The sequence below is a fragment of the Bradyrhizobium sp. BRP56 genome, from assembly GCF_020194035.1.
In the GTDB taxonomy this organism is placed as follows: domain Bacteria; phylum Pseudomonadota; class Alphaproteobacteria; order Rhizobiales; family Xanthobacteraceae; genus Bradyrhizobium; species Bradyrhizobium australafricanum.
Genome location: NZ_JADYVV010000016.1, coordinates 102,233 through 128,713, shown reverse-complemented (window position 1 = coordinate 128,713; position 26,481 = coordinate 102,233). Strand labels below are relative to the sequence as shown.

The window sequence follows — 26,481 nt, the reverse complement described above, 5'->3', positions numbered from 1 at the left end:
TTTCCTGTGCTGTCGCGTGGAATTGAGATTTTCGCCGCCGCCTGCGGCAGTAACATTCCGGCATATCGCCCGGAGCATTGCCATGGGAATCGCGCCTGAACGCCTCGACATGCTGTCCGCCCTGGCCCGCAAGGTGCTGTGGCTGTCGTCGTGGACCATCCATCACGCCAATCACGTGCGGCCCTCTACCGACGGGTTGAAGGTCGGCGGCCACCAGGCCTCGTCGGCCTCGCTCGCCAACATCATGTCGGCGCTTTATTTCTCGGTGTTGCGTCCGCAGGACCGCGTTGCGGTGAAGCCGCATGCGAGCCCGGTGTTCCACGCCATCCAGTATCTGTTCGGCCACCAGACCCGCGACAAGCTGGAGAATTTTCGCGGCTACAAGGGCGCGCAGTCCTACCCCTCGCGCACCAAGGATAGCGACGACGTCGACTTCTCGACCGGCTCGGTCGGCCTCGGCGTCGCGCAGACGCTGTTCGCCTCGCTGGTGCAGGATTACGTCAAGGCGCACGGCTGGCTGAACGACCGGCCGGAGGGCCGGATGATCGCGCTGGTCGGCGACGCCGAGATGGACGAGGGCAACATCTTCGAGGCACTGCTCGAAGGCTGGAAGCACGGCCTGCGCAACACCTGGTGGGTGGTCGACTACAACAGGCAGTCGCTCGACGCCGTGGTGCGCGAGGGATTGTGGGCCAAGTTCGAGACCATGTTCCGCAACTTCGGCTGGGACGTGGTGATCGTGAAGTACGGCAAGCTGATGCTCGAGGCGTTCGCCGAGCCCGGCGGCGAGGCGCTGCGGCGCTGGATCGACAACTGCCCGAACCAAATGTACGCCGCGCTCTGCTTCCAGGGCGGCGCCGCGTTCCGCAAGCATCTGCGCGACGACATCGGCGACCAGGGCGAGGTGTCGGCGCTGATCGAGCGCCGCAGCGACGACGAGTTGCTGGCGCTGATGTCGAACCTCGGCGGCCACGACATGGCGAGCATGATCGAGGCCTTTGAAGCCGTCGACCACGACCGTCCGGTCTGCTTCATCGCCTACACCATCAAGGGCGTTGGGCTGCCGATGCAGGGCCACAAGGACAATCACGCCGGCCTGATGACGGTGGCGCAGATGGAGAAGTGGCGCGCCGCGCAGAACATCCGCCCCGGCCACGAGTGGGACAAGTTTGAGGGCCTGTCGCAGGAGCCTGCGGAGCTCGAGGCATTCCTCGCCGAGGCGCCGTTCAACCGCGAGGGGCGCCGCCGCCTGTCGGCGCCCGAAATCGATGTGCCGGAACGGCTGGCCTTCAAGGCCTCGGCGCAGATGTCGACGCAACAGGGTTTTGGTCTCGTGCTGCACGAGCTGGCGCGCGGCAATAGCGAACTCGCCTCGCGCATCGTCACCGCATCGCCCGATGTCACCGTGTCGACCAATCTCGGCGCCTGGGTCAACCGCCGCGGCCTGTTCGCGAAGGCGGAGAACCACGACCTGTTCCGGCAGGAGAAGATCCCGTCCGCCTACACCTGGGAATATTCGCCGAAGGGACAGCATCTCGAGCTCGGCATCGCCGAGATGAATCTGTTCATCATGCTGTCGGCGCTCGGCCTGTCGCACCAGATCAACGGCGCGCGGCTGTTGCCGGTCGGCACGCTGTACGATCCCTTCATCGAACGCGGTCTCGATGCGCTGAACTACGCCTGCTACCAGGATGCCCGCTTCATGGTGGCGGCGACGCCGTCGGGCATCTCGCTGGCGCCGGAAGGCGGCGCGCATCAGTCGATCAAGACGCCTTTGATCGGGATCGGGCAGGACGGGCTCGCCTCGTTCGATCCGGCCTTCGTCGATGAACTTGCCGTGATCATGGGCTGGGGGTTCGGCCACATGCAGCGCGAGGGCGCCGAGGGTGGTTCGGTTTACTTGCGACTCTCGACCCGGACGCTGGAGCAGCCGCAACGGATCATGACCCCGGACCTGCAGCGCGACATCACCGACGGCGCCTACTGGATGCGCAAGCCGGGTCCGAACTGCGACATCGTCATTGCGTATACCGGCACCGTCGCGCCGGAGGCGATCGAGGCGGTCGGCCTGATCGGCGAGAGCCACCGCGACGTCGGTCTGCTGGCGGTCACCTCCGCCGACCGGCTCTATGCGGGTTGGTCCGCCGCGCGGAATTTGCGCCGCGACCGCCGCGGCGCGCAGCATTTGAGTCATATCGAGCGCATGCTGGCGCCGCTCGGCCGAGACTGCGGCATTGTGACAGTGATCGACGGCCATCCGGCAACGCTCGGCTGGCTCGGCAGCGTGCGCGGCCACCGCGTCGAGGCGCTCGGTGTCGAGCATTTCGGCCAGACCGGCACGATCGGCGACCTCTACCGCCACTATGGCATCGACGCCAATGCCATCATCGACGCGGCGGAAAGCGTCTCGGTCGGCGCCCCGGTGCGGCATCGCAAGATGGCGGTGTAGCATCACCGGAAGGGGAGTGCGAAGGAGCCTTGCCACACGTGCGGCTCGGCCCTTATATCTCGCGGACGCGCACGAGCCGCGTCCCGCATATGGCGGGTTCAATTCGCCGGGCTTTCGTGCAAGGATGCCTGCCGAACGCTTTCGTTCCCCATTCCATACGCCCCGTACAAGAGGTTTCCGATGGTCAATCGCATGCAATTCTACATCGACGGCGCCTGGGTCGATCCCGTCGTCAAAGGCAAGTCCACCCCGGTCGTCAATCCCGCGACCGAAGAAGCGATGTATGAGATTGCGCTCGGCTCCAAGGCCGATGTCGACAAGGCAGTCGCCGCCGCCAAGCGCGCCTTCGAGACCTTTTCCCGGACCAGCCGCGAGGAGCGCGTCGCGCTGCTCACCAAGATCGTCGAGGTCTACAAGGGCCGCATGAAGGAGATCGGCGCCGCCGTCTCCGACGAAATGGGCGCTCCGCTGCCGATGGCCGAGAAGCTGCAGGCCGGCGCCGGCCTCGGCCACCTCATGAACACTCTCGAAGTGCTGAAGAAGTACGAGTTCGAGGAGACCATGGGCACCGCCGTGATCGTGCGCGAGCCGGTCGGCGTCGTCGGCATGATCACCCCCTGGAACTGGCCGCTCAACCAGATCGCCTGCAAGGTTGCGCCCGCGCTCGCCGCCGGTTGCACCATGATCCTGAAGCCGTCGGAGTTCACCCCGACCTCGGCGCTGATCTTCGCGGAAATCCTCCATGAAGCCGGCGTGCCGAAGGGCGTGTTCAACCTCCTCAACGGCCTCGGCCCGGAGGTGGGTGCCGCGATGAGCGAGCACCCGGACATCGACATGATCTCGTTCACCGGTTCGACCCGCGCAGGCGTCGACGTCGCCAAGCGTGCGGCGCCGACCGTGAAGCGCGTCAGCCAGGAGCTCGGCGGCAAGTCGCCGAACGTGATCCTCGACGGTGCCGACCTGACCAAGGCGGTGACCGGCGGCGTGATGCACATGTTCAACAACTCGGGCCAGTCCTGCAACGCGCCGTCGCGCATGATCGTGCCGCTCTCCAAGATGAAGGAAGTGGCCGCCATCGCGAAGGGCGTCGCCGACAAGACCAAGGCCGGCGATCCGCGTGCCGACGGCACCACGATCGGTCCGGTGGTCAACCGCGGCCAGTGGGACAAGATCCAGGCGCTGATCCAGAAGGGCATCGACGAGGGCGCAACGCTCGTCGCCGGCGGCCCGGGCCTGCCCGAGGGTGTCAACAAAGGCTTCTATGTCCGTCCGACCATCTTCGCCGACGTCACCAACGACATGACGATCGCCCGCGAAGAGATCTTCGGACCGGTGCTGACCATCCTCGGCGCCAAGGACGAAGCCGACGCGGTGAAGATCGCCAACGACACGCCGTATGGTCTCGCCGGTTACGTCTCCGCCGACACCGTGGAAACCGCGCGCCGCGTCGGCCGCCAGATCCGCGCCGGCAACGTCAACCTGCAGGGCGTGCCGAACGAGCGCACCGCGCCGTTCGGTGGCTACAAGCAGTCCGGCAACGGCCGCGAATGGGGCCGCTACGGTCTGGAAGAATATCTCGAGGCCAAGGCGGTTGCCGGCTACAACGCCGCTTAAGCCGAGCCACGAGAGACGCGACTTTTGGCGCCGGGGCAGGCAACTGCTCCGGCGTCAGCCATTTTGGGGCGCAAGGTCTTGAAGGGTGCGAATCTTGCGAAGATGAAGGTTGCAGTCTCGCCGTCATTGCGAGCGAAGCGAAGCAATCCATCTCTCCTCACGGGCGGACAGATGGATTGCTTCGTCGCTTCGCTCCTCGCAATGACGGCCGGGCTAGCCGCCGAGCGCGCCTTGGGTGTTGACGTAGAGCGCATAGATCGACTGGCTCGCCGCCATGAACAGGCGGTTGCGCTTGACACCGCCGAAGCAGAGGTTGGCGCAGCGCTCCGGCAGCGCGATGCGGCCGATCATGACGCCGTCGGGCGCGAACACGACGACGCCGTCGAGTTCGGGATCACCCATGCCCCAGCCGCACCACAGATTGCCGTCGATGTCGCAGCGCATGCCGTCGGGCGTGCCCGGGCCGGCGTCGATGAAGACGCGCTTGTTGGAGATCGTCTTGCCGTCGGCTGCGACGTCATAGGCGAGGATCTTGCGGTTCGGCTCGCCGCGGGATTCCACGACGTAGAGGATCTTCTCGTCCGGCGAGAAGCACAGCCCGTTCGGCCCCAGCACGCCCTCGGCGACGATGGTGGCCTCGCGGGTTGCGGGATCGAGCCGGTAGACGTTGGGCTCGATCTCGGGATCGGCCTTGTAGCCTTCGTAGTTGCCGAGCAGGCCGAAGATCGGATCGGTGAACCAGATCGAGCCGTCGGATTTCACCACGACATCGTTCGGCGAGTTCAGCCGTTTGCCGCCGAAGGAATCGATCAGCACCGTAATCGATCCGTCATATTCGGTGCGCACCACGCGGCGGCCGCCATGCTCGCAGGTGATCAGCCGGCCCTGGCGATCGCGGGTGTTGCCGTTGGCGAAGTTCGACGGCTTGCGGAAGATGCTGACCGCGCCGGTCTCTTCCTCCCATTTGAGGATGCGCTGGTTCGGGATGTCGCTGCACAACAGATAGCGGCCGTCGCCGAACCACACCGGACCTTCGGCCCAGCGCAGGCCGGTCGCGATGCGTTCGACGGCGGAGAGTTTCAGCCAGTATTTCTCGAAGCGCGGGTCGAGCGCGCGGATCGCGGGATCGGGATAGCAGGTCGCGGGACGCCAGCCGGCGGAATGAACATCGGACATTTGCTGTTCTCGTTGTTGTGTTTCGATGGTGTTTCCTTGAGCGCCTGGTTTGCTATCATTGTCGGCCTGTGACCGCAATTCGATCGCAGCAATCAGGAAAGAAGAGGGACGGCATGCCACGCATATTGATGACCGGCGCATCGGGGGGAATCGGAACGAGCCTGCGCAAGCTGCTGCCGCCGATCTATCCGGATCTCCTGCTGAGCGATATCAAGCAGCCCTCCGATCTCGGCAACAACGAAAAGTTCAAGGCCGCCGATCTCGCCGACCTCGCACAGGTCGAGGCGATCTGCGAGGGCGTCGACGGCATCCTGCATTTCGGCGGCTATTCGGTCGAAGGACCCTGGGACACGGTCCTGCAGTCCAACATCATCGGCTGCTACAATCTGTTCGAGGCGGCGCGCAAAAAGGGCGTCAAGCGCGTGATCTTCGCCTCGTCCAACCACGCGGTCGGGTTTTATCCGCGTCATCACCGCATCGGCACCGACGTCACCGCGCGGCCGGACAGTCGCTACGGTGTGAGCAAGGTGTTCGGCGAAGGCGTCGGCGCGCTCTATGCCGACAAGCACGGCATCAAGGTCACGTGCCTCCGGATCGGCAATTTCGGCGAGGCGCCGCTCGACCACCGCAGGCTCTCGATCTGGCTCAAGCCGGAAGACCTCGTCCAGCTCTGCCGCATCGGGCTCGAGCATCCCGACATCCATTTCGAGGTGCTGTACGGCGCGTCCTACAATGAGCGCTCGTGGTGGGACAATCACCGCGCCTACGATCTCGGCTATCGCCCGACCGGAAGGGCTGAGGATTTCCGCGAGCACGCGATGGCCGAGCAGGCCAAGCTGCCGCCGGATCCGGTTGGCGACTATTACCAGGGCGGCGCGTTCTGCAGCATGGAGTTCGACGGCGACAAGGAGCGGGTGATCGACTGGAAGAAGTGATCAATCCTCGCATTGCGGCAGTTGCTTCACGGATTCGGTGTGCTGCTGCGCGTCCTTCGAACCTTGCCCCGATGTCTTGGGCGGGCTGCCGGGCCCGTCAAAGGTCTCGGCGAAGTGCGTGAGGGGAAAGGCGAGGCTGATGGTCTGCCCGGTGAGGTTCTTGGCTTCGACGGCGATGGTCTGCGCGTGCTTCAGCCGCTCGATCATTTCGCCATCGGCCTCGAGCGTGCCGCCGCAGCCGAGCGTGTAGCAATGCGGCTTGGCGATCCGGATCGGCTCGTCCTGATCGATGCGGAGGCTGATCGTACCCTCCAGCATGGTCCGCGTTCCGACGTTGGCGCTCACGATCGCGCGCTTGCTGCTCTGCGGCGAGACGCTGAGCGTGCCGCCCGACGGCACGCATTGGCCGCGCGCAGCCGCAGCGACGAAGCAGCTCGCCTCTGTCAGGCAGGTCTTGGCCCAGGGCTCGTAGGTGAGCTGCGTCGCGCGCGGATCGGCCGCTTCGCCGACGCCGCCGAGCGCCAGCTGCACGGCCAGCGATCCAAGGAATATAGCCACATAGCGCATCGCCGTCTCCTTCACGAGGAGGCCGCGTATCGCGCTATTGCGGCTTTTTGTCGTTGGAGATGCGGACGAGATAATCCGCCTTGCTGTACTGCATGTGATCGACGCAGAGCTGCGCCAGCGCCCAGCTGTCGCGGCCCTTCAAGAGCTCGATCATCAATTCGTGCTGGCGGCGCGACAGCGCGAGGCCCTCGCTGTCGGCGAGATTCTTGGCGCGCATCGGCAGCGTCAGGTTCATGTAGTCCTGCAGCGAGCGGACCAGGTAGGGATTGCCGCAGGCGGAGAACAGCGCGAGGTGGAACGCATCGTTGGTCTCGTGAATGCCGCGCATGTCCTGCGCCTCGGCCTTGATGCAGTAATGCCGTTGCAGTTCGCTCAATTGATCGATCAGGCTTTGCGGCGCGGGCAGCGCGATCATCAGCGCAGCCTGGCGCGTCAGCATCTCGCGCACCTCATAGATCTGCCGCACTTCCTCGGCCGAATAGAACCGCACCGTAGCGCCGACATTCTTCTCGCGCAGCACGATGCCCTGGCGCTCGAGCTGGAACAGCGCCTGGCGGACGAAATGCCGGCTCGCACCGTAGCGCTGCATCAGGTTATCCTCGACCAGCCGCAAACCGGGCGCGAAGCGGCCGAAGATGATGTCCTCCTCCAGCCGGCGGATCACCTCCGCTTGTTCCTCCTCGCGCGAGGGGGCCTGGAGTTCGGGCAATGTGGGCTCGGCTGTCATGCGCTCTCGGCTTTGGATCGGTGCCTGAGGTCAGCATAGCGCCACGGTTATTGTCAATAATGGGGGCGATTTTGCCGCAGACCAGCCACCCGCCGCGACCGGATTATCTCATATTGACAATAATTCGTGCCGCTCCTTAAGTGCGGCCGAACAACCACGGGACGAGAAGAAAATGGCCGACGGACTTCGCAAGGGACTGACAAGCTATGGTGACGCCGGCTTCTCGCTGTTCCTGCGCAAGGCGTTCATCAAGGCGATGGGCTATTCTGACGATGCGCTCAATCGCCCGATCGTCGGCATCACCAACACCTACAGCGACTACAATCCCTGCCACGGCAACGTGCCTGACATCATCGAGGCCGTGAAGCGCGGCGTGATGCTGTCGGGCGCGATGCCGTTCGTGTTCCCGACCATCTCGATCGCCGAGAGCTTTGCGCATCCGACCTCGATGTATCTGCGCAACCTGATGGCGATGGATACCGAGGAGATGATCCGCGCCCAGCCGATGGATGCGGTGATTGTGATCGGCGGTTGCGACAAGACCTTGCCGGCGCAGATCATGGCCGCGATCAGCGCCGATCTGCCGACGGTGGTGATTCCGGTCGGGCCCATGGTCGTCGGCCATCACAAGGGCGAGGTGCTCGGCGCCTGCACCGACTGCCGCCGGCTGTGGGGCAAGTATCGCGCCGGCGAGATCGACGACAACGAGATCGAGGCGGTGAACGGCCGCCTTGCGCCGTCGGTCGGCACCTGCATGGTGATGGGCACCGCCTCCACCATGGCCTGCATCACCGAGGCGCTCGGCCTGTCGCTGCCGATGAGCGCGACGATCCCGGCGCCCCATGCCGAACGCTTCCGTTCCGCCGAGGCCAGCGGCCGCATCGCCGCCGAGATGGCGAAGACCAAGGGACCGAAGCCGAGCGAGATCCTGACGCCATCCTCGTTCCGCAACGCCCAGGTCGTCATGCAGGCGATCGGCGGCTCGACCAACGGGCTGATCCACCTCACGGCGATCGCCAACCGCTCGCCGCACAAGATCGACCTCGAGGCGTTCGACAAGCTCGGCCGCGAGGTCCCCGTGCTGGTCGACCTCAAGCCGTCGGGCGAACACTACATGGAGCATTTCCATCACGCCGGTGGCGTGCCGAAGCTGATGGCGCAGCTCGGCGACCTGATCGATCTCGATGCCAAGACCATCACCGGCCAGACCTTGCGCGAGGTCGTCGCCAATGCCGAGGATGTGCCGGGGCAGGACGCGATCCGCTCCAAGGCGAACCCGATCAAATCCGAAGGCGCGATGGCGATCCTGCACGGCAATCTCGCGCCGCGCGGTGCGGTGATCAAGCAGTCGGCGGCGAGCCCGAAACTATTGCAGCACACCGGCCGCGCCGTGGTGTTCGAATCGGTCGAGGACATGACGCTGCGGGTCGACGATCCCGCGCTCGATGTCACCGCCGACGACGTGCTGGTGTTGCGCAATGCCGGCCCGAAGGGCGCGCCGGGCATGCCGGAGGCGGGTTACCTGCCGATCCCGAAGAAACTCGCGCGCGCCGGCGTGAAGGACATGGTCCGCATCTCCGATGCGCGGATGAGCGGCACCGCGTTCGGCACCATCGTGCTGCACATCACGCCGGAATCCGCCGTCGGCGGTCCGCTCGGGCTGGTGCGGAACGGCGACATGATCCGGCTCGATGTCGCCAAGCGCAGCATCGATCTTTTGGTCGACGAGGCCGAATTGCAGAAGCGCCGCGACGCGCTCGCGCCGGCCGGTACGCCCGACTGGGCCAAGCGCGGCTACGCGCATCTCTTCAACGACACCATCCTGCAGGCCGACGAGGGCTGCGATTTCGACTTCATGCGCGCCAAGGGCAAGTAGCAAGTCGCCGGTGTCGTTCGGCCCGGCGGTCGAATTGTCGATAATTTCTGCGTTGCGGCACTCAATGATACCCGCAGGCGGCTCGTTTCTCCTGTTTTATTGACAATCCAGCGCGACTGGTGGGATGATCCCCTCAATCAAGAACAGGGGGAACGTTGCGATGGGCTATTCAGCCAGGATCGTCGGGATTGTCATGGCCGCGGCAGCGCTGCTGCTGTCCGCGGGCGCCGGCGCGCAGGAGGTAAAGCACTTCCGCTTCGCGCACGATCAGCAGCTCAATACCGGTTATAGCGTCGCCTACGACATGTTCTCCGCCAAGCTCAAGGAATTGAGCAAGGGGACCATGATCGTCGACCAGTATCCCGGTGCGCAGCTCGGCCAGGAGCCGCAGCTGCTGCAGCTTGTGAAATCCGGAGACATTGAATTCGCCATCATCTCGTCTGCGAACACTGCAACCATCTCGCCGCAGGCCGGTGTGATGTCGCTGCACTTCCTGTTCCGCGACGCCAACCACGTGGTCAAGGCGCTTGCCGATCCGAAGGTGATCGATGCGATCAAGGCTATGATCGACGACACGTCGCAAGGCCTTCATGTCATCGCGACGGGCAGCCAAGGTGTGAGAAGCATCTATGCGAGGAAGGAAATCCACAACGTCGGCGACCTCAAGGGTGTAAAGATTCGCGTTCAGGCGACGGCTACGGAAGACACGATCTTCCCGGCTTACGCGGCGCAAACCGTCCATATGCCGTTCGGCAGCGTGTACACGTCATTGCAGACCGGCGTCGTCGATGCGGCGGAAAACAGCGTGAACGTTTACCTCGTCAATAAGCACTACGAAGTCGCGCCGGTGCTCTCGATGACCGAGCACGAGGCCAACAATGCGCTGCTGTTCGTCAGCGACAAGCTGTGGCAGAGCCTCTCAGCCGAGCAGAAGACCTGGGTGACGACGGCGGCCGCCGAGGTCAGCGCCAAGGAGCCGGCGAAGGCGTTCGAATTGGAGAAGAACGCGGCTGCAAAACTGAAATCGTTCGGCGTCAAGGTGGTCGAGGATGTGGACAAGAAGAGCTTTACCGCGATCGCCGATCCCTATCTCGACAAGCTCGCCAAGGACCTCGGGCCGCATGCGGAGAAGATCAAGAATTTGATCCGCGCGATCAACTAGCCCGGGTCGACGGGGAGCGCGAGCATGGCCATCGCCGACACACTGGTGCTGCAACGGCAGCGGCATCTGAAATGGCGGGCGCTCGACCGGCTCGAGCTGATCCTGATGATGCTGTGCGGCTTGCTGTGCTTCGGCTTCTCGCTGTCGGTGACCGCCGATATCGTCACCCGCACCATCGGTCATCCCTGGCTGTGGCTGCAGGAGGTGACCTCGACGCTGTTCATCTACGCGATCTTCATCGGGGCCGCGGTCGCGACACGGCGCAACGACCATCTCTATCTCACCGCGATCTCCGAAGCGCTGCATGGCAGGTCGCGGCTGTTCGTCGAGATCGTCATCCGTCTGGTGGTGCTGGGCGTCGCCTTCTGCCTGGTCTGGTACGGCTATCAAAATTACCTGCGAGGCTTCGGCAGCTTCCGCCTGCCGTCGGGTACGCCGATCGCCTCGCTCTATGCGGTGATCCCGCTGTCTGGCATCCTGATCGGCCTGTTCACGGTCGAGCAGCTCGTCAACGGGATCCGCAATGGCTTCGACCATCCGGAGCCGCCGGATGACGACCTTCCGATTCCTGCGATCGATACCCGCGCGACGACGGGAGTGCAGCCGTGAGCGCACCGGTTGTGCTTGCGCTGATGTCGTTCTGCTTCCTGTTCTTCGGCTATCTCGGCGTGCCCGTGCCGTTCTCGCTGATGGCCGGCGTGTTCGTCGGCGCAGTGCTATCAGACGTCTCGCTGGCGGCGATCATCCAGAAGATCTTCGACGGCGTCGATTCCGAGGCGCTGCTTGCGATCCCGTTCTTCTTGCTGGTCGGCGAGCTCATGAGCTCCGCAAATGTCGTGGTCCGCATCGCCAATCTCTCGGTCTCGCTGGTCGGCCATATCAGGGGCGGGCTATCGCAGGTCGTCGTCGTCTTCAGCATGTTCTTCTCGGAGATGTCCGGCTCGACCACCGCCGACGTCGCGGTCATGAGCCGGGCGCTCGGCGGGCCGATGCGGCGGGAAGGGTACGAGCCGGCCTTCATCGCCGCGATCATCGCCTCGGCGTCGACGATCGCAGCGCTGGTGCCGCCGAGCATCACGGCGGTGGTCTATGGCGCGGTCGGCAATGTCTCGATCGCCGGGCTGTTCATGGCCGGCGTGGTCCCTGGGCTGATGATCGGCTTCGGGCTGATGATCTACTGCTACTTCTTCGGTCCCTCGGGCCTGCGCAAGCCGCGTGCGCCGCTGCGCCAGGTTGCGTTCGCCGCCGGTGACGCGGCGCTGCCGATGATGATCCCGGTGATCCTGCTGGGCGGCATCCTGACCGGCTGGTTCACGCCGACCGAGGCCGGCGTGGTCGCGGTCGCCTACATCATCGTCGTGGTGATCCCGGCGCTGAACCGCGGGCACCTGAAGAAGATCCCGTATGATTTCTGCCTCGCCGGCCTGATCTTCTCGCTGCCGCTGATCACGATCGGCGCGGCGAACGCGTTCGGCTGGATGCTGGCCTATCTGCGCGGCGCGATCTACATCGCCGACTGGATCACCTCGATCGCCGGTAACGACCCGCACCTCATCATGCTCTTGATGGTGTTGCTGTTCACCGTGGTCGGCGACTTCATCGAGCCGGTGCCGACCATCATCATCTTCATGCCGCTGGTCAACGCCTTGACCCAGGCCGGCGACATCAATGGCGTGCATATGGGCGTGGTGCTGATCGCAACGCTGGCATTCGGCCTGATCACGCCGCCCTACGGGCTCGTGCTGCTGATGGCCTCGAAATTCGTCGGCATCAGTTTTGCAAAAGCGTTGCGGGCGGCGCTACCGATCTATGTCGTGTTCCTGGTCACGATCTGCTTCACGATCTATTTTCCGAAGGTCGTGCTGTGGCTGCCCAAGCAGGTGATCCCGGAATCGGTCGGCTGCTTCAAGGCACCCGGCGGCACGGGGTACATTTGCCCGAACTAGCCAAACCTCTACTTCGACTTGCTGGTGAACTTCTTCACGGCGACGCGGAAATCATCGGTATGCATCGCCGTGATGATCTTGTGTTCCTCGGCGTCGAGCTGCTGCTTGGTCGGCGTGGTGGCGGCCTGATAGACCAGTGATTTGGTCCCCGCGATCGCGGCGGGCGGATTTTGCGCCAGACGCTCGGCGAGCTGCCGCGTCGCCGCCTTCAGCTCGGCCGCGGGGACGGTCTTGACGACGAGACCCCATTCATAGGCCTGCTGCGCGGTGAACCCATCCTCGGCGAGGAAAATCTGCAGCGCGCGGCGGGTACCGACCGTGCCGACGATGCCGACCGTGCTGCCGCCATCCGGCGACACGCCGATCTTGGCATAGGCGGGCGTGAAGCGGGCATCCTCTGCGGCGATACACAGGTCGGTCACGAACGCGAGGCCCATGCCGGCTCCGGCCGCCGAACCATGCACGCTGGATAGCACGATCTTCGGCATCCGCCGGACCGTCTCGATGAAGGCATGGTAGTGGTGAAGCATCTCGCCGACCACGGGGGCGACATTGTTGGCTTCGGTCGCGGCGCCGATGGTCTGCAAATCGCCACCGGCGCAGAAGGCGCGGCCTTCGCCCTCGATGACCAGTACGCGAACGTCCTTGTTGGCTTCGACCTCGGCGCTAAGCTGCTCGAGCTTCTTGGCAATCGTCATGTCGATCGAGTTGAACGCGGCCGGCCGGTTCAGTGTGATGGTTGCGATGGCGCCGTCGATGCGGAGCAAAGCGGGGTCGGTGGCGGAGGGGGCGGGTGCTGGCATATTGAAGACCTTGGGCTAGTTGGTTCCGGACATTTAAGGCCTTGTCGGGAGCCGTGGCAATCCGGCCCGGCGCCCGGGGGGCCGCGGGTGCGCCCAGAATCGCCTGGGACCCCCTTGCATCGGTACGAGCCATGAGGCCAAATGGCATGCGCCTTCGGTACGCAGACACGAGCGCTGTGGGGACGGGGCAAGCAAGCTAACATCGACAAGAGGAAACGGCATGGGTCACTCCTGCTCGCGCGTATTTGGGTTGTTCCGATGACAGGCTCGGTCATCATCGTCGGCGCCGGACACGCCGGCTTCCAGCTCGCGGCGTCGCTGCGCCAGGCCGGCTTCGCCGAGCGCATCGTCCTGATCAATGACGAAGGCCATTTGCCGTATCAGCGGCCGCCGCTGTCGAAGGCCTATCTGAAAGGGACCGGCGGGCCCGAGAGCCTGATGTTCCGGCCCGACAAGTTCTACCAGGACAACAAGATCGAGCTGATCACCGATCGCGCCCATGCGATCGACCGCAATGCGCGGAAGGTAGCGCTCGCCTCCGGCGCGTCGCTCGATTACGGACACCTGGTGTTCGCCACCGGCGCGCGGAACCGGCTGCTGGATATCCCCAACGCCAAGCTCGACGCAGTCCGCTACCTGCGCATTCTGGATGAGAGCCAGGCGCTGCGCGACTTGATCGCGCCCGGCATGCGCGTCGTCGTGATCGGCGCGGGCTTCATCGGGCTCGAATTCGCCGCCACCGCGCGGGCCAAGGGCCTCGAGGTCGACGTGGTCGAACTCGCCTCCCGTGTGATGGCGCGGGCGGTGACCGCGGAGATTTCCGAGTTCTCGCAATCCCGCCACAACGCGGCCGGCATCCGGCTTCACCTCGGGGTACAGGTCACGGCGATCGAGGCCGATGGCGGCAAGGTTACCGGCGTCAGCCTGAGCAACGGCACGCATATCCCGGCCGATCTCGTCGTGGTCGGTGTCGGCGTGCTGCCGAATGTCGAGCTTGCGGCGGAGGCCGGGCTGCCGGTGGCATCCGGCATCATCGTCGACGAGCATCTGTTGACTGCCGATCCGAATGTCTCCGCGATCGGCGATTGCGCGCTCTACACCAGCAAACGCTTCGGCGGGTCGCTGCGGCTGGAGTCGGTGCAGAATGCGACCGACCATGCGCGCTGCGTGGCGTCGCGGCTGACCGGCAAGACCGAGGTCTATGACGGTCTGCCGTGGTTCTGGAGCGACCAGGGCCCCGACAAGCTGCAGATGGCGGGTCTCACCACCGGCTACGACCGCGTCGTGGTGCGCGGCGACCGCGCGCAGGGCGCGTTCTCGGCGTTCTGCTATCGCGGCGACAAACTGCTCGGCATCGAGTCGGTTAACCGCGCCGGCGATCACATGTTCGGCCGCAGGCTGCTCGGCGCCGGCGGCTCGATCACGCCGGAGCAGGCGGCGGATGCGAGCTTCGACCTGAAGAGCGCGCTGGCGCAAATATAAGCAAGCGTCGTCCCGGCGAAAGCCGGGACCCATACTCCGCGGCAGTCGTTGGCGGAGACGAACGCAGTTGCCGCGCGTGTGCCCCCAAACTGTGGCCGGTGGTTATGGGTCCCGGCCTTCGCCGGGACGACTTGGGGAGAGAGCGTCCTCCACCTCATCCGCCGTCGGCATCGACGGCGCGGCTCCCATCCGTTGCACGCAAATCGAGGCGGCGGCGTTGGCGTAGGCCAGCGCGTCGCCGAGCGGCTTGCCGATGGCGAGCTGTGAGGCGAGGGCGCCGACGAAGCAATCGCCGGCGCCTGTGGTGTCGACCGCCTTCACCTCGCGTCCCGGCACGAGCCGCGGCTGGTTGTCGACCAGCGCCAGCACGCCGCGCTTTCCGAGCGTGACGCAGACGATCCTGCCTTGCCCCAACGCCCGGGCCGCCTCGGAGAAGCGCTCCGGCGTGTCGCTGTCGCGCAGCCCCGTGCCAGTCAGGTAGCCGAGTTCGGTCTCGTTCAGAACGAGGATGTCGACGAGATCGAGCAGAGCCTTGTCGGCCTGTTTTGCCGGTGCCGGATTGAGGATCGTGGTGGCGCCGACGGCGCGGGCGCGTCGGAAGAAGGCAGCGATCGCCGGCAGCGGGATCTCGAACTGGCTGACCGCGACGTCACCCCTCGCGAGGACGAGGGCCGCGACATCATCGGCCTCGACCAGCCCGTTGGCGCCCGGCACGACGACGATCGTGTTGTCGGCGTTGGCTAGCGTGATGATCGCCGTGCCTGAATGCGTGCCGTCGGTGTCCTTGACGAAGGTGAGATCGACGCCTTGCGCGGCAAGGAACGTTCGCAGCTCCTTGCCGAATGCATCGGTGCCGAGCCGGCCGATCAGCGCGGTCGGTATGCCGAGCTTGGCCGAAGTCACCGCCTGGTTGGCGCCCTTGCCGCCGGGAAAATAGAGCACGGCCTCGCCTGCCACGGTTTCGCCGATCCGCGGATGGCGCTCGGCGGTCGCCACCACGTCCATATTGATGCTGCCGGCGACGAAGACGCGCCCCATGGCCTAGCCCCATTCACCCCTATCAAGCCTCGGCGCGAAACTCCTGCTTGACCGCCGCGATATCCGCCAGCGTCGGCAGGCCGGCCTCGTTGCCGAGCTTCTGGATCTTGAAGGTCGAGGCTGCGCGCGCGAACTTGAAGTGCTCATGCCAGCCTTTGCTCGGGTTTGAAAGGTAGGAGTAGATGTAGGCGCCGTGGAAGACGTCGCCGGCGCCGTTGGTATCGATCACACGCGCGCGCGGGATCGGGAAGGCCGGCAGCGTGCGCACTGTGCCGGCCTCGTCATACCAGAGCAGGCCGCGCTCGCCCATGGTGACGCCGCCGACCTTGCAGCCGCGACCCTTGAGATAGTCGAGCATCTGCTCCGGCGTCTTGTCCATCTGCTCGCACAGGCGTTCGGCGACGATCGCAATGTCGATGAATGCGAGCAGCTCGTGGGTGTTGGTGCGCAGGCCGCCGCCGTCGAGCGAGGTCAGGATGCCATCCTCGCGGCACAGCTTCGCATAATGGATCGCGGCGTCCGGCTGGTGGCCGTCGATGTGCAGCGCACGGCAGCCCTTGATGTTCAGCAGCGGAAAGGGGTGGATGTGCTGGTCATCGCGGCAGCGGACGATGGCGCGCTTGCCGTCGTTCGGCATGATGAAGGACAGCGAGGAGGAGTTGACCTTGCGGGGGTGGAACGAGATGCCGTACCTGTCGGCCATGTCCCAAAACATCCGTCCGAGCCAGTCATTGGCCATGGTGGCGATCAGGTCCGGCGGGACGCCGAGCTTGGCGCAGCAGAATGCTGCGGTCACGGCGTTGCCGCCGAACGACACCGCATAGGCGTCGGCGACGTGCTTTTCGTCGCCGACGGGCATGTGATCTGTGATGAAGGTGACGTCGATATAGGTCTGTCCGATGAAGAGGGCCTGCATTCGCTTTCCGTCGTGGCTTGGTGTGGTCCCGGCCGGCGGTTCCAGACTAGCATTGCTGATCGGCCGATATCGCTGAAAATATTCGCAACCCTGCCTGGTTTACAGGTAGAGATGATGGCTGCGCCGGGCCGTTCTGGCATGCGGCATAACGGCCGGCGGCAGCCCGTGGTTCCGGGTTGGGTTAAGGGAGAAACACAATGACGGCAGATTCGGGGAGGTTGCAGCCATGATTACCGGTCTCGATCACGTCGTCGTCCTGACCAGCGACATCGCTGCTGCCAGCGCCGCCTACGAGACGCTGTTCGCGCGGACGCCTTCCTGGCGCTACAGCGGCGGCGGCGCGGATCGCACGCTGTTCACGCTCGACAACACCACGCTGGAATTGGTGGCGCCGCACGGCGACGATGATGCAGCCCAGCGCGTCCGCAGCGCGCTCGTAACGCAAGGCGAGGGGCTTGCGAGCCTCTGCTTCCGCACCAGCGACATCGCGAGGACACACCGCCGGCTCGACCGGCTGACGCTGAAGCCCGAACCCGTCACCGAAGTCGAAAGCCGCGACGAGACCAGCGGCGCCGTGCTGTCGTGGAAGCGTACGCGGGCCGCGACCGATGCGACGCGCGGCGTGCGCATGTTCTTCTTGGAACGCGAGCAGGAGCGGCCGTTGTCGGTGCGTACCACGACCGCATCGATCACCGCGATGGATCATGTGGTGGTTTCGACCGCCGATCCGGAACGCGCCGCCGCGCTCTATGGCGCGCGGCTCGGGCTCGACATGGCGCTCGACCGGTCGCATCCGGAGTGGGGCCGGCTGATGTTCTTCCGCTGCGGCGACCTCGTGGTCGAGGTCACGCACCGGCCGGGCAAATCGGAGACGGACGCGCCGGACCGGCTGCGCGGCATCTGCTGGCGCGTCGCCGACATCGACGCCACACGCGCGCGGCTGATTGCCGCTGGCGTCGACGTCTCCGAGGTCCGCACCGGCCGCAAGCCCGGCACGCGCGTGATGACGGTGCGCAACAGCACATGCGGTGTGCCGACGCTTCTGGTGCAGCCTTCGCAAGGAAAGCCGGACTAGGCCGCGTTTCATGCGTGCGTCGTCACGACAGCGTGCATCCGGGAACGGCAGGGAGGACGCTGCATGTCGCGTCTGCGAGAAATATTCCCGCATGGCCGTCACGACAACATTCGTTCTCAAACGTCGTTCGTCATGCTACATTCATCAATTCAGCATCACGGGCGATCGATTTGGCCAAGGCAAAGCGAATTCAGAGATGGCAGCGCGACCCCCAGGGGATGCGGCTGCGGATTCTCGAGGCGGCCAAGCAGGAATTCGCCGCCCATGGCCTCGCTGGCGCGCGGGTCGACCGCATCGCGGCCAACGCCGACGCCAACAAGCGCATGCTGTACTACCACGTCGGCAACAAGGAGGATCTTTATCTCGAGGTGCTGGAAGGCGCCTATGAGAAGATCCGCGCCGAGGAGCGCACCCTCGATCTCGAGCATCTCGATCCGCCCGAGGCGATCGGGCGTCTGATCGACTTCACGTGGAACTATTTTCTGCGTAACCCCGAGTTCCTGGCGCTCCTGAACACCGAAAACCTCGCCAAGGCAAAACACCTGAAGCGTTCGACCAAGGTCAAGTCGATGCACTCGCCCTTTGTCGAGATGATCCGCACCGTGGTGACGCGCGGGGTCGAGAGTGGCGATTTCCGCGTCGCGGTCGATCCGGTGCAGCTCTACATCTCGATCGCCGGGCTGGCATTCTTCTATCTCTCCAACAGCGCCACGCTGAGCGTGATCTTCGGCCGCGACCTCTTGAAGAAGGACGCCCGCGACGAGCGCCTCGAGCACATGACCGCGCTGGTGCTGGCGGCGCTGACAGGCAAATCCACGGCAGCATTCGGTGGCGCGATGCCGGTGCTGCGCGCGGCCGAGCACCGGGTGGTGTGAGGCGCGCGCTCGCGCTTATTACTGATGATCGTAGCCCGGATTGAGCGAAGCGCAATCCGGGACAGCTCAGTCCCGGATAGTCCGGTCCCGGATTTCGCTGCGCTTCATCCGGGCTACACAGCTACGAAGTCTCATCCGACAAAAATTCTCGCCTGACGAAAGTCGCGTATTTCGGCGCGATTTTGCCGCGCGCTTGGGGCTGGACAGTATTTATCCAACGGGTTAATTTCTGAACGAACAGAGAGACTGCAAAGGGAGCGTGACGTGGCGGAGGCAAAGAGCCCTTCGGGCCTGTCGAAGGTGCTGAATGCGGCGTGGGTACGTCCGTTCCTGTTTTTGGTTGTCATCGTGGCGGCCTGGGACCTCGCGATCCGCTTGTTCCATATTCCGGCCTACCAAATTCCCTCGCCCGGCGATGTCGTGGCGGTGCTCTGGAGCGACTGGCCGGAACTGCTGCGGCAGTCCTGGCCGACAACCTATGCAACGATCTGCGGCTTCCTGCTCTCGGCGCTGTTCGGCATTCCCGTTGCGATGCTGATCGCGGGCTCGAAGACGGTCGAGAGCTACGTCTATCCGCTGCTGGTGTTCTCGCAGTCTGTGCCGAAGATCGCGATCGCGCCGCTGTTCGTGGTGTGGTTCGGCTTCGGCATCATCCCCAAGGTGATCTCCGCGTTCCTGCTCGGCTTCTTCCCGGTGGTGGTCTCGGCGGTGCAGGGCTTCAAATCGGTCGACCCTGACATGGTCGATCTGGCGCGCGCGATGCAGGGCAGCCGCTTCCAGGTGTTCCGCGCGGTCAACCTGCCGCACGCGATGCCCGCGATCTTTTCCGGCCTGAAAGTCTCGGTGACGCTCGCCGTGGTCGGCGCCGTCGTCGGCGAGTTCGTCGGCTCCAATTCCGGCATCGGCTATGTGATGCAGCGCTCGATCGGCACCTTCGATCTGCCGACGATGTTCGCCGCGCTGGTGATCCTCGCGCTGCTCGGCGTCATCCTGTTCTGGATCGTCGACCGCATCGAGCGGCTGGTGATCCCCTGGCACGTCAGCCAGCGCGACGACATCATTTTTGCTTCCTAGGGATATCGCAGAGCCACCTAACGAAAAGGGAAACCGTCATTGCGAGCGAAGCGAAGCAATCCATCGCGCCACAAGCTGAGGAATGGATTGCTTCGTCGCTCTCGCTCCTCGCAATGACGAGAAACAGGGAGAGAACGTGATGCGATTGATCACTGCTGTCATTGCCGCGCTGGCCTGGACCGCGCTTGCGGTGGCCCCTGCATCCGCGGCCGACAAGGTCGTTCTGATGCTGAACTGGTACGTCTATGGCGAGCACGCGCCGTTCTATTACGGCAAGGCCAAGGGCATCTATGCCACTGAGGGCATCGACCTCGAGATCCAGGAAGGCCGAGGCTCGGCCGCGACCACGCAGGCGGTGGCCGCCAAGACCGCCGATTTCGGCTATGTCGACGTGCCGACGATGATGCGCGCGGCGGTGAAGGGCGCACCCGTGATCGCCACCGGCGTGCTGCTGCAGACCAGCCCGATGTCGGCGATGAGCCTTGCCGACAAGAACATCAGGAAGCCGGAAGACATCAAGGGCAAGACGGTTGCGATCACGCCGGCGGATTCGATGACGCAGATCTGGCCGCTGTTCCTGAAGAAGACCGGCCTGAAGGAAAGCGATTTCAACACCGTCGCCGGCGACGGCCAGACCAAGCTCAACGCCGTGATCAACGGCCAAGCCGACCTGCTGCTCGGCTACGTCATGGACCAGTCGATGAAGATCAAGGACGCCACCGGCAAGGACGTCTATCCGATCAAGTTCGCCGACTACGGCATCAACATGGTGTCGTCGGGCATCATCGCGAACTCCGACTATGTGAAGGCCAATGCCGACCTGGTCCGCCGCTTCATGTCGGCGACGACAAAGGCGGTGGAAGCCGCGGAGAAGGACCCCAGGGCGGCTGCGCAATCGATCCTCGACGCCAACCCGAAGGGCGGCAAGATCGACACGTTGACGCAAGGCTTCGAGCTGACGATCCCGCTCTATCGTACGCCGGAGACCAGGACCAAGCGGCCGTTCCAGGTCACCGACCAGAACATGACCGAGTCGGTCAATTTGATGGTCGAGTATGGCGGCCTCGACGCCAAGGCCAAAGCCAATCCGAAGGCGTTCTACACCAACGACTATCTGCCGAAGGGCGACTCGTGAGCGCAACAAACACCGTCATTCCGGGGCGATGCGAAGCATCGAACCCGGAATCTCGAGATTCCGGGTCTGGTCCTTCGGACCATCCCGGAATGACAGCATTCTACATCCCAGTGGATTCGGCAGAATGAATCCTGCAACCAAACCAGCCGATGTTCAGCCCGCCGCGCATCTGCGCCTGGTGTCGGATCGCGCCGCGGGTGCCACGCCGGGTATCAAACTCTCCGGCGTCTCGAAGACCTACCGGTCGCGCGACGGCGATGTGCCGTCGCTGCGGCCGCTCGACTTTACCATCAATGACGGCGAGTTCTTTGTCGTGGTCGGGCCGTCCGGCTGCGGCAAGTCCACGCTGCTCAAGATGATCTCAGGCCTGCTGCCACCGACGACGGGCGAGGTGCTGGTCGACGGCGAGCCGGTGACCAGGCCGCACGGCAATGTCGGCATCGTGTTCCAGAACGCGCTGTTGCTGCCGTGGCGCAACATCCTCTCCAACGTGATGCTGCCGATCGACATGAAGCAGCTGCCGCGGGACAAATACCTCGCGCGCGCCAAGGACCTGCTGAAGCTTGTCGGCCTCGAAGGTTTCGAGAAGAAGCTGCCCTGGCAGCTTTCCGGCGGCATGCAGCAGCGCGCCTCGATCTGCCGCGCGCTGGTGCACGACCCCAAGATCATGCTGATGGACGAGCCGTTCGGCGCGCTCGACGCCATGACGCGCGAGCGCATGAACGTCGAATTGATGCGGATCCAGCGCGAGACCGGCAAGACGGTCCTGTTGATCACGCATTCGATCCCGGAAGCCGTGTTCCTCGCCGACCGTGTGCTCGTGATGACCGAGCGGCCCGGCGCGATCGCCGCGATCTACGACGTGCCGATGCCGCGGCCGCGCTCGCTCGAGACGATGTCCGATCCCGTCTTCAACGAACTGGTGCAGCGGATCCGGAAGCATTTCTTCACCCAGGGGTCGCTGGACTAACACCCGAGCCTTCAATGCCGCTTCGCCTCAAGGTCAACGATATCGCGTTCTTCGAACGGTCGCTGGTATTCGCCCGGCCGTTCCGCTTCGGCGCGGTGACAATCACCGCGTCGACGCAGTTGTTCGTGCGCGTCGAGATCGAGGTGGAGGGCAAGGGCCGCGCCACCGGCGCCAGCGCCGAGATGCTGGCGCCGAAATGGTTCGACAAGCGGCCGCATCTGACGGAAGCACAGTCGCTCGACGGACTTCGCCGCTCGCTTGCGACCGCACGCGAGCTCTATCTGGTGAACAAGGGTCTTGAGACCGCATTCGGCCTCCATGCCGAGCGTATCGGCCCGCAAGTCGCGGCCTGCGCCGCGGACGATATTCCGCCGCTTGCCGCCGGCTTTGGCCCGGCCGAGATCGACAAGGCAATCCTGGATGCGCTGCTGCGCGCGGCCGGCGCGAACTTCTTCGACGGCATGGCCGGCAATGTCGCCGGCATCGACGCGCGGCTGACGCCTGATCTAGACGACGCGGCAATCGCGCGGTTCCTTTCAACACGCAAACGGCTCGAGCGTGTCGCCGTCAGGCACACGGTCGGAATGGACGACAAGGTTGAAGGCGAGGGCGGCGTCGCCGACCGCAACGAGAACGCCGGTGCGCGCTATTTCAAGCTTAAGCTGAACGGCGATCCCGCACATGACGCGGCGCGGCTGGCGCGGATCGGCGGCGAGCTCGCAAAGCTGCCTTACGCAACCATGATCACGCTCGACGCCAACGAGCAATATGCCGACCTTGCCGCGCTGAACGCGCTGGTCGACCGGCTCGACCATGACGCGGCGCTGCAGCTGATCAGGGCAAACCTGCTCTATATCGAGCAGCCGATGCCGCGCGATATCACAAGAGCCTCGCCGCTTGGGAAGCTGGCGGCGCACGGCTTCATCATCGACGAAGCCGACGATTCCTATGACGCATTCCCGCAGGCGCGCGCGCTCGGCTATCGCGGCATCTCCTCAAAATCCTGCAAGGGCATCTACAAGTCGATCATCAACGCCACCCGTGCGGCGGCGTGGAGCACGGATGGCGAGCGGTATTTCGTCAGCGGCGAGGACCTGACCTGCCAGGCCGGACTCGGCGTGCAGCAGGACCTCGCGCTCGGCGCGCTGATCGGCGTCACCCATGCCGAGCGCAACGGACATCATTATGTCGATGGCTTTGCCGACACCCCGGCTGACGAGGCCGACGCCTTCTTCACCGCGCATTCCGATCTTTACACGCGCGAGCGCAGCAAGGTCCGCCTCGCGATCCATGACGGCGATCTGCTGACCGGATCGATCGCCGTCGCGCCGGGCTTTGCCAGTTCGATCCATCCGGACTGGTCCACCATGCAGCCGCTGCGGCGGCCAATACCACGCGTTTCGCAGGAGCAGACAGTATGACGACCAAGCGCCTCGGCCTGATCATGAACGGCGTCACCGGCCGGATGGGGCTCAACCAGCATCTGATCCGCTCGATCGTCGCGATCCGCGAGCAGGGCGGTGTGCAGCTCGCGAACGGCGACCGCGTTATGCCCGATCCGATCCTGGTCGGTCGCGACGCCGAGAAGGTCGGCGCGTTGGCAAAACGCTACAGCATCGAGCGCCACACCACCGATCTCGACCGTGCGCTCGCGGACAAGGGCGACACCGTGTTCTTCGACGCCGCCACCACGCAGGCGCGGCCCTCGCTGCTGACCAAGGCGATCAATGCCGGCAAGCATGTCTATTGCGAGAAGCCGATCGCGACCAATCTCGAGGAGGCCGTTGCGGTCGTGAAGCTCGCCAATGCCAAGGGCCTCAAGCACGGCACCGTGCAGGACAAGCTGTTCCTGCCGGGCCTGAAGAAGCTCGCTTTCCTGCGCGACTCCGGTTTCTTCGGCCGCATGCTCTCGGTGCGCGGCGAGTTCGGCTATTGGGTGTTCGAGGGCGGCTGGCAGGAAGCGCAGCGGCCGTCGTGGAACTACCGCGCCGAGGACGGCGGCGGCATCATCCTCGACATGGTCTGCCACTGGCGCTACGTGCTCGACAATCTGTTCGGCGAAGTCGAGAGCGTGACCTGCCTCGGCACGACTGACATCCCCGAACGCTATGACGAGAAGGGCAAGAAATACCAGGCGACCGCCGATGATTCCGCCTACGCCACCTTCCGCCTGAAGGGCGGCGTCATCGCGCACATCAACATGAGCTGGGTGACGCGTGTCTACCGCGACGACCTCGTCACCTTCCAGGTCGACGGCACCCATGGCTCGGCGGTGGCGGGCCTGACCGACTGCGTGATCCAGGCACGCCAGGCGACGCCGCGGCCGGTGTGGAATCCGGACGAGAAGCGGATGCATGATTTCTATGCCGACTGGCAGAAGCTGCCTGAGAACGTCGTCTACGACAACGGCTTCAAGGAACAGTGGGAGATGTTCATTCGCCACGTCTGCGAGGACGCGCCCTACAAATACACCCTGCTCGAAGGCGCCAAGGGCGTCCAGCTCGCTGAATGCGCGCTGAAGAGCTGGAAGGAGCGGCGCTGGATCGACGTCGCCCCGATATCAGTCTGAGAAAGGACCTTGCCATGAACAAGCCAGTCCTGCCCAAGCCTGCCATGACAAAGTCATCGCTGTCGCTGAAGCTGCCGACCGCTGGCGGCGGCCTCGAGACCTATCGCCTGGCGGCGTCGCGGACCTTTCCGGCGAAGCTCGAGGGTACGCTGAACCGCGTGGCATTCTCGGCGGCGCATGTGGTCGCCGATCCGCGCGCCGACGTCGATCCCTGGCTGGCCGCGGCGATCGACTGGGACAAGACGATCGCGTTCCGTGAGCATGTCTGGGACCTCGGCCTCGGCGTCGCCGAAGCCATGGACACCGCGCAGCGCGGCATGGGGCTGGACTGGCCGACCTCGCTCGAACTGATCCAGCGCTCGGTGAAGGCGGCAAAGGCGAAGGGCAATGCGCTGGTGTTCTCCGGCGCCGGCACCGACCATCTCGCGGTGGAAGATGCCAGGTCGATCGACGATGTGATCCGTGCCTATGAGGAGCAGATCGCGGCAGTGGAGAAGGCCGGTGGCCGCATCATCCTGATGGCCTCGCGCGCATTGGCAAAGCTCGGCAAGAGCGCTGACGACTACGCCAGGGTCTACGACCGCGTGCTGTCGCAGGTTCGTGAGCCCGTGATCATCCATTGGCTCGGCGACATGTTCGATCCGGCGCTATCAGGTTACTGGGGCACGGCCGATCTCGACAAGGCGATGGACACCGCGGTTGCGATCATCAACGCCAATGCGGCCAAGGTCGATGGCGTCAAAGTCTCGCTGCTCGACAAGCAGCGTGAGATCGACATGCGGCGCCGGCTCGATCCGCGGGTCAAAATGTATACCGGCGACGACTTCAACTATGCCGAATTGATCGCCGGCGACGACAAGGGATTTTCCCACGCGCTGCTCGGCATTTTCGATGCGATCGCGCCGGCGGCGTCCTACGCGCTGTCGCGCCTCGCGGCCGGCGATGAGGCCGGCTTCCACGATGTGCTGGGACCGACGGTGCCGTTGTCGCGCCACATCTTCAAGGCGCCGACGCGCTTCTACAAGACCGGCATCGTGTTCATGGCCTATCTCAACGGGCACCAGGATCACTTCACCATGGTCGGCGGGCAGGAGAGCGCGCGCTCGACCTTGCATCTTGCCGAGCTGTTCCGGCGCGCCGACAAGGCCGGTCTGCTCGCCAATCCGGAGCTCGCGACGCGCCGGATGACGACGATCCTGGCCACCCGCGGCATCGACGCCTGATGCGCGACTTCTCCAACGATCACCGCTGGCTGTCGCTGAACACAGCGACCGTCCGCAAGCAGGGCGATCTCCTCGCCATCGTCGAGGCCTGCGCGCGCCATGGCATCCGCGCCATCGATCCCTGGCGCGACCAGGTCGCAGCCGTCGGCCTCGATCGCGCCGTCCGTGCGGTCAGGGATGCCGGGCTCGATCTGTCGGGCTATTGCCGCGGCGGCATGTTCACGGCAGATGGCGCGCATCGCAGCGAAGCGCGCGACGACAACCGCCGTGCTGTCGACGAGGCGGCGGCACTAGGCGCCTCCTGCATCGTGCTGGTGGTCGGCGGCCTGCCGCAATATTCACGGCCAGGCAGCGCCGCGTCCAAGGACATCGCGGCCGCGCGCAATCAGGTGCACGACGGCATCGCCGAGATGCTGGATTACGCGAAGCAGGCCAAGCTGCCGCTCGCGATCGAGCCGCTGCATCCGGCCTATGCCGCCGACCGCGCCTGCGTGAACACCACAAGGCATGCGCTCGATATCTGCGACGCGCTCGATCCCGGCAGAACCGGCGCGATCGGCGTCGCGCTCGACGTCTATCACGTCTGGTGGGATCCGGAGCTGATGAGCCAGATCGCGCGCGCCGGCCAGGATCGCCTGCTCGCGTTCCATGTCTGCGACTGGCTGGTGCCGACCAAGGACATCCTCAACGACCGCGGCATGATGGGCGACGGCGTCATCGACATCAGATCGGTGCGCGCCGCCGTCGAGGCGCAGGGCTTTGACGGCTATTCGGAGATCGAGATCTTCTCGAATGACTGGTGGGGCCGTCCGCTGGACGAGGTGCTGCGAACCTGCATCGAGCGGCACCGGACGGTGGTCTAGTACACC

The 26,481-nt window shown here is 64.8% G+C and carries 23 protein-coding genes; 17 read left to right on the top strand and 6 right to left on the bottom strand.

The window, feature by feature from the left end; translation table 11 throughout:
* The first annotated feature begins 82 nt into the window (after window positions 1-82).
* Both I6F38_RS14255 and I6F38_RS14250 read left to right on the top strand, forming a co-directional pair.
* Entirely contained in the window at window positions 83-2,449 is a 2,367-nt protein-coding gene (locus I6F38_RS14255; RefSeq protein WP_225160780.1) for a transketolase, read from the top strand.
* A gap of 180 nt (window positions 2,450-2,629) precedes the next feature.
* Complete coding sequence (locus I6F38_RS14250) at window positions 2,630-4,063, top strand: aldehyde dehydrogenase family protein (protein ID WP_076827004.1); 1,434 nt, start codon at window positions 2,630-2,632, stop codon at window positions 4,061-4,063.
* Window positions 4,064-4,276: 213 nt separating this feature from the next.
* On the opposite strand, the gene I6F38_RS14245 is transcribed toward I6F38_RS14250, so the two are convergent.
* On the bottom strand, window positions 4,277-5,239 hold the full coding sequence (locus tag I6F38_RS14245; protein ID WP_225160779.1) for an SMP-30/gluconolactonase/LRE family protein: 963 nt from the start codon (window positions 5,237-5,239) through the stop codon (window positions 4,277-4,279).
* A 113-nt stretch (window positions 5,240-5,352) separates the two neighbouring features.
* Between I6F38_RS14245 and I6F38_RS14240 the strand changes: the two genes are divergently transcribed.
* On the top strand, window positions 5,353-6,174 hold the full coding sequence (locus I6F38_RS14240; RefSeq protein ID WP_225160778.1) for an NAD(P)-dependent oxidoreductase: 822 nt from the start codon (window positions 5,353-5,355) through the stop codon (window positions 6,172-6,174).
* Here the strand turns inward: I6F38_RS14240 and I6F38_RS14235 are convergent, their stop codons facing one another.
* On the bottom strand, window positions 6,175-6,741 hold the full coding sequence (locus I6F38_RS14235) for an invasion associated locus B family protein (RefSeq protein WP_225160777.1): 567 nt from the start codon (window positions 6,739-6,741) through the stop codon (window positions 6,175-6,177).
* A 34-nt stretch (window positions 6,742-6,775) separates the two neighbouring features.
* The gene (locus tag I6F38_RS14230; protein ID WP_057017495.1) at window positions 6,776-7,468 is read right to left on the bottom strand and encodes a GntR family transcriptional regulator; all 693 of its coding nucleotides are present in this window, start codon (window positions 7,466-7,468) and stop codon (window positions 6,776-6,778) included.
* Between the two features lie 172 nt (window positions 7,469-7,640).
* Between I6F38_RS14230 and I6F38_RS14225 the strand changes: the two genes are divergently transcribed.
* The 4 genes from I6F38_RS14225 (at window position 7,641) to I6F38_RS14210 (ending at window position 12,452) form a co-directional block, all read left to right on the top strand.
* Window positions 7,641-9,344 (top strand): IlvD/Edd family dehydratase, encoded by a 1,704-nt coding sequence (locus tag I6F38_RS14225; RefSeq protein WP_225160776.1) that lies wholly within the window; start codon window positions 7,641-7,643, stop codon window positions 9,342-9,344.
* Between the two features lie 160 nt (window positions 9,345-9,504).
* Entirely contained in the window at window positions 9,505-10,506 is a 1,002-nt protein-coding gene (locus tag I6F38_RS14220) for a TRAP transporter substrate-binding protein (RefSeq protein WP_225160775.1), read from the top strand.
* 24 nt (window positions 10,507-10,530) lie between these two features.
* A complete protein-coding gene (locus I6F38_RS14215) occupies window positions 10,531-11,115 on the top strand; it encodes a TRAP transporter small permease (protein ID WP_225160774.1) in 585 nt (194 codons plus the stop codon).
* Window positions 11,112-12,452 carry a TRAP transporter large permease gene (locus tag I6F38_RS14210; protein ID WP_028331861.1) on the top strand — a complete coding sequence of 447 codons (1,341 nt, stop codon included), beginning with the start codon at window positions 11,112-11,114 and terminating at the stop codon, window positions 12,450-12,452. Before I6F38_RS14215 ends, I6F38_RS14210 begins: the two co-directional genes overlap by 4 nt.
* An 8-nt stretch (window positions 12,453-12,460) precedes the next feature.
* Here I6F38_RS14210 and I6F38_RS14205 read toward each other — a convergent pair whose 3' ends face one another.
* Window positions 12,461-13,255: an enoyl-CoA hydratase-related protein gene (locus I6F38_RS14205; protein ID WP_092082739.1), complete on the bottom strand. Its 795-nt coding sequence runs from the start codon at window positions 13,253-13,255 to the stop codon at window positions 12,461-12,463.
* A 258-nt stretch (window positions 13,256-13,513) separates the two neighbouring features.
* On the opposite strand from I6F38_RS14205, the gene I6F38_RS14200 reads away from it, so the two are divergent.
* Window positions 13,514-14,737, top strand: a complete 1,224-nt coding sequence (locus tag I6F38_RS14200; RefSeq protein ID WP_225160773.1) for an FAD-dependent oxidoreductase — start codon at window positions 13,514-13,516, stop codon at window positions 14,735-14,737.
* A 102-nt stretch (window positions 14,738-14,839) separates the two neighbouring features.
* Here the strand turns inward: I6F38_RS14200 and rbsK are convergent, their stop codons facing one another.
* Together rbsK and I6F38_RS14190 are read right to left on the bottom strand one after the other, a co-directional pair.
* Window positions 14,840-15,775, bottom strand: coding sequence for a ribokinase (gene rbsK / locus I6F38_RS14195; protein ID WP_225160772.1), 936 nt, complete (start codon window positions 15,773-15,775; stop codon window positions 14,840-14,842).
* A 22-nt stretch (window positions 15,776-15,797) separates the two neighbouring features.
* A complete protein-coding gene (locus tag I6F38_RS14190) occupies window positions 15,798-16,691 on the bottom strand; it encodes a sugar kinase (protein ID WP_028331857.1) in 894 nt (297 codons plus the stop codon).
* 226 nt (window positions 16,692-16,917) lie between these two features.
* On the opposite strand from I6F38_RS14190, the gene I6F38_RS14185 reads away from it, so the two are divergent.
* The 9 genes from I6F38_RS14185 (at window position 16,918) to I6F38_RS14145 (ending at window position 26,475) form a co-directional block, all read left to right on the top strand.
* Window positions 16,918-17,766 (top strand): VOC family protein, encoded by an 849-nt coding sequence (locus I6F38_RS14185; RefSeq protein ID WP_225160771.1) that lies wholly within the window; start codon window positions 16,918-16,920, stop codon window positions 17,764-17,766.
* A gap of 218 nt (window positions 17,767-17,984) precedes the next feature.
* Complete coding sequence (locus I6F38_RS14180; RefSeq protein ID WP_057017592.1) at window positions 17,985-18,641, top strand: TetR/AcrR family transcriptional regulator; 657 nt, start codon at window positions 17,985-17,987, stop codon at window positions 18,639-18,641.
* 264 nt (window positions 18,642-18,905) lie between these two features.
* Complete coding sequence (locus tag I6F38_RS14175; RefSeq protein ID WP_016842153.1) at window positions 18,906-19,715, top strand: ABC transporter permease; 810 nt, start codon at window positions 18,906-18,908, stop codon at window positions 19,713-19,715.
* A 139-nt stretch (window positions 19,716-19,854) separates the two neighbouring features.
* On the top strand, window positions 19,855-20,850 hold the full coding sequence (locus I6F38_RS14170; RefSeq protein ID WP_225160770.1) for an ABC transporter substrate-binding protein: 996 nt from the start codon (window positions 19,855-19,857) through the stop codon (window positions 20,848-20,850).
* A 124-nt stretch (window positions 20,851-20,974) separates the two neighbouring features.
* Entirely contained in the window at window positions 20,975-21,820 is an 846-nt protein-coding gene (locus I6F38_RS14165) for an ABC transporter ATP-binding protein (RefSeq protein WP_069276149.1), read from the top strand.
* Window positions 21,821-21,834: 14 nt separating this feature from the next.
* Entirely contained in the window at window positions 21,835-23,241 is a 1,407-nt protein-coding gene (locus tag I6F38_RS14160) for a hypothetical protein (RefSeq protein WP_225160769.1), read from the top strand.
* Window positions 23,238-24,389: a Gfo/Idh/MocA family oxidoreductase gene (locus I6F38_RS14155; RefSeq protein ID WP_225160768.1), complete on the top strand. Its 1,152-nt coding sequence runs from the start codon at window positions 23,238-23,240 to the stop codon at window positions 24,387-24,389. The genes I6F38_RS14160 and I6F38_RS14155 overlap by 4 nt, the downstream gene beginning before the upstream one ends.
* Window positions 24,390-24,403: 14 nt before the next feature.
* A complete protein-coding gene (locus I6F38_RS14150) occupies window positions 24,404-25,612 on the top strand; it encodes a dihydrodipicolinate synthase family protein (protein ID WP_225160767.1) in 1,209 nt (402 codons plus the stop codon).
* Window positions 25,612-26,475, top strand: coding sequence for a sugar phosphate isomerase/epimerase family protein (locus tag I6F38_RS14145; RefSeq protein ID WP_225160766.1), 864 nt, complete (start codon window positions 25,612-25,614; stop codon window positions 26,473-26,475). The genes I6F38_RS14150 and I6F38_RS14145 overlap by 1 nt, the downstream gene beginning before the upstream one ends.
* The last annotated feature ends 6 nt before the right edge of the window (window positions 26,476-26,481 follow it).